The 3722-nt window shown below is 48.6% G+C and carries 3 protein-coding genes; all 3 read right to left on the bottom strand.

The genetic code is table 11. The features are described from left to right. Positions 1-151: 151 nt before the first annotated feature. From DFP90_RS22470 to DFP90_RS22480, 3 genes are read right to left on the bottom strand one after another with little or no spacing between them, the layout of a single operon-like run. On the bottom strand, positions 152-1330 hold the full coding sequence (locus DFP90_RS22470; RefSeq protein WP_147301116.1) for a protein NO VEIN domain-containing protein: 1179 nt from the start codon (positions 1328-1330) through the stop codon (positions 152-154). Positions 1331-1377: 47 nt separating this feature from the next. After that, positions 1378-2253, bottom strand: coding sequence for a TniB family NTP-binding protein (locus tag DFP90_RS22475; RefSeq protein WP_115939704.1), 876 nt, complete (start codon positions 2251-2253; stop codon positions 1378-1380). Further along, on the bottom strand, positions 2253-3599 hold the full coding sequence (locus DFP90_RS22480; protein WP_181905527.1) for a Mu transposase C-terminal domain-containing protein: 1347 nt from the start codon (positions 3597-3599) through the stop codon (positions 2253-2255). Before DFP90_RS22480 ends, DFP90_RS22475 begins: the two co-directional genes overlap by 1 nt. Between the last annotated feature and the right edge of the window lie 123 nt (positions 3600-3722).

Here is a 3722-nt window from a genome sequence, read left to right on the forward strand (position 1 = left end):
CATGCCCCCATACTGCTTGCAAACAACAACGTAACTGAGCAAAACTTTAACCGACGACTCTGCCTATAGCTGGAGGAACTCTGGGGCTCAGGTCAGTCATTCAGCAGATCAGCAAGAAGCTCTCTGATTCAGCGAAATAGTGAGTGGCTTCTTAAGCTGGCGCTGCTAGAAAATTTGCAGGGAGCAATTGGCATACCTCATCCAAAGCCCCTTCTAAGCAATAGACTTGTGTATTGGTTCCAAAATTGAAAACCCGATAGAGCCGGTATGATTCAGAAAGATCCTGGGACACGGACAATTCATTGCGGGTCACCCAAAACGGATGCTCTATGCCTGCAAGAGTTGTTTTAACCTCTATATGCAGTTCTCTTCCATCTTCATCGAATGAGAGAATATCGTATCCGAGACCGTCTCCAATAGTTTGCGACACATGTTCAATCTGCTCAGATTTTTCCGCTAAACCCAGATTTATCAAACGTCTTTTTTCTAGCTCCAATACAAAAACTTCTCCTCTAAGCCCAAGCTTTCTGTTTTTTGCTTCCCGTTTTGACCAAGAAGTTTGAATTACCTTTTGCTTTCCCTCAGGAAGCTGAAGTTTAGTTTCCGGCGGCTCTACAAAATAGCTATCCAACTCACCGTTCACAGGAACTTGGTCGGCAACATTTCCTAACACAGAAAAGCTGGATTCTAGTTCGTCCTCCAACACATATTTTAAGAGGGCTTGATATTCTGAGTAAGGTTTATAGCCATCGATAAACGGTAATTTCATTTCCTGCAGCGCAGCGCTGATATTCTGAAACTTGTACTCAATTGCTGCTGTTGAACGGCTATTCAAATGCCTCTTCACATTTCGATTGAATTCAGCCTTTACATAATCGATACCAGCTAACTCCAGGCCCAACATGTTCAAATAGGCCCGGACCGTCAATTCAACTTCAGAAAGACTCCAGTGCCTGGCTTTTTTGGGGATTCCATCAACTTCAAATCCAATACGTGCTAGCGCCCACCCAGCTTTCCCCGGGGACTTACCTCCGCTTGAGTTTAGGGAGGTCATTTGCGGTTCTTCAGGATGCTGTATTCCATAAGCTACAGCCGCTATCGCTTTGGAAGGATACTCCTTGCCTTCATATCTAAGAACATACTCACGAGCATTCTGAAACCCGTATAAAGCCAAGAATGCGCTTTCACCAATCTCATCCCAAATCTGAATTGCCTTTTTGACGGCGCTTGGGCTTGTAAGTTTGGTGTAGGTATATGTCTTCACGATTTCTGGCACCACGTTAATTGACACAACAGCTAAAACACTTACACGAGATGAACGCTCACTCAATCATTTAGGAAAAAACTTGAGCAAACCTCAATCCATAAATGCAGGATCTACACCACCCCATGCCGCTCACTCGGCATCATCCAATCAGTCTGGCTAAGCACCTCCGCCGGAATATGATCCAGATTATGGTTTAAGGAATTCATTGCTGCCCGCACAACCAGATCTTTTGTCTCTCCAGTCAGGCCCTCTGTACGATCATGCATTAGATGCATGAAACTCGTGCGCTTGTTGTCATCACAGATCTTGAGGCCGCACCCCATAATGAGTTGGAGCACAAAAGCGGCATAATTTTTGTCGTCGCGTCTCCAGGGCGTCAGGGGAAACGGAGCTATCCGGCTCGCCAGTTGGGGATCAATCTGGATCATGTGATGAGCGTGGTCGGTACCCACCATTACAATCCGCAGATCCAGCTTATTGCTGAGATATCGGATCGAATTCAGGAAAGCCGACCTTTCATGATTATGCGCATACATAATGTTGTGGATCTCATCCAGCACAATCATCCGAATGTTGTGCTTTCGCACCAGGATTTCGATCTGCTCCAGAAGCTTATCGGCATTGTGTGACGAACTGATCGGCGCATTCATGGATTTCAGGATTTCGATAAACAGTGATTTGGGATTGGCCCGGTGCCCCGGTGTCTCAATAAGAAGAACCGGACACAACTTGGATTCCAGATCTTTCTCCTGATATTGCTCAATAATATCCGCCCGGAATTTGTGGACCAGCATGCTTTTGCCACTGTTCGGCTTCCCATAGATCAGAAGGCCTTTAGTGCGCACCGAAGCAATCTCATGAAAAAGCAACCATAGCTTGGTCGTCGCCTTAGTCCCCACATCATAGTCGATCCACTTGTCCTGAAACAGCGCCTCATGAGTGGTTTTCCCATATGGCAAGACATCAACACGGTGTTCGATATGCATTATTGGATCCTCCTGACAGGCATATATTGGGGCGTGAGTTCTTCTTCGTCGAAATCAATGAAGTCATCCTCATCCGGTGGATCCGGAACCTTTACTTCAACAGGCGGAACGGACTTCAATTCCGGTTTCGGCAAACGGTTTTCAACCGTCTTCTTGGGGGTCGCCGGTACGCGACTGGCATCCTGTTTCCGGCGCCTGGCCCTTTCCTTGTTTTTCCGGACATTCTTGGTGGTCTTCTCGGAGGTTTCGACGAGTTGTTGGTTCCTCGCAAGAGCCTGGAAAATCAGATCTTCATTCACCGCTGTGATTCCCTGGCTCTTCAGCCTCGCCCGGGCTTCCCTATGTTCCCAAAGCGATATCGGCTGCCGGAACGTGTCGCGGTACGGAACGGGTATGTAGGCTTTCAGCACCGGATGATAGAGGTAGATGGTGCTGATATCCCTGGGGTCACGACGGACAATCAATTTTTCCTTATTGAACTTGTCTTTGTTGATCAGCAGCAGTCTCAGCTCGGGGCAACTGTAATGGATGTGATCCCAGACAATGCCATCACGCCGGATTTTCCTTTTGATCATCGGCAGCAGGTCCAGGCGCAGCTTCTCCGTATCCTCGACTTTGTCAGGCAATCCGGAACCTTTGTCCCCCAACAGACCATCTTGCCATTTGGCGATAGGCGGGCACTCCAACTGACTGTGCCTTTCCTGGTGGTAAACGTTCACAACATGGTTGAAGAGATATTTCTCCAACTCATCCAGGGTCATGACCGCATGTTCCTCGGGGTCATATTCAACCCGGTCTTTCGGTCCCCGGAATGTGGTGCCTTTGACGCTATCCAGTTCCGTTTTCAAAGTCCCGTTCAGGCGTTCGATATGGCCACCCCATTCCGCGAAACCCGGTGGCCGGAACTGCACATCAACAGACCATTCCTCTGCAAAAATCCGGACCATCTCACCACGGAAATCCTTACCGTTATCCATATGAAGAGTATTCATCCGCCCCCACACAGGCCAGCTACCCTCGACACCGATTTTCCGCAGGAGGGCATCCTTCTCCAGGATACTCTGGCACAGGCACATACCCACACTGTCAGCGCTCGGCGGATCCAGGGAGATGAACATGCCGGTGATCATGCGACTGAATACGTCAATAGCCACTGTTATCCAGGGCCGCCCGATACATTCACGATCCTCCGAATCCACCACCATCACATTCAATTGCGTGTGATCAATCTGGACTATAGCCAGAGGACTTGTGGCCTCTCCGTATTGCGCGTTGATTTCTTTATATTTATCCTTGGCCTGTTTCCGGCCGCGACGCTTGCGTGTCTTCTCTTCGTCAGACAGCATGTTCCCCGTCAGCATCTGTGGGACAAACTAAGCTGATTGCATAACGGAGGATTTCTGGTTCATCGTAGAGACCGTAAGGGAACGAAGATGAGACAGAAATCCATGACCTCCAAAGAGCCCGCT

The organism is Aestuariispira insulae (assembly GCF_003385955.1).
GTDB classification, from domain to species: domain Bacteria; phylum Pseudomonadota; class Alphaproteobacteria; order UBA8366; family Aestuariispiraceae; genus Aestuariispira; species Aestuariispira insulae.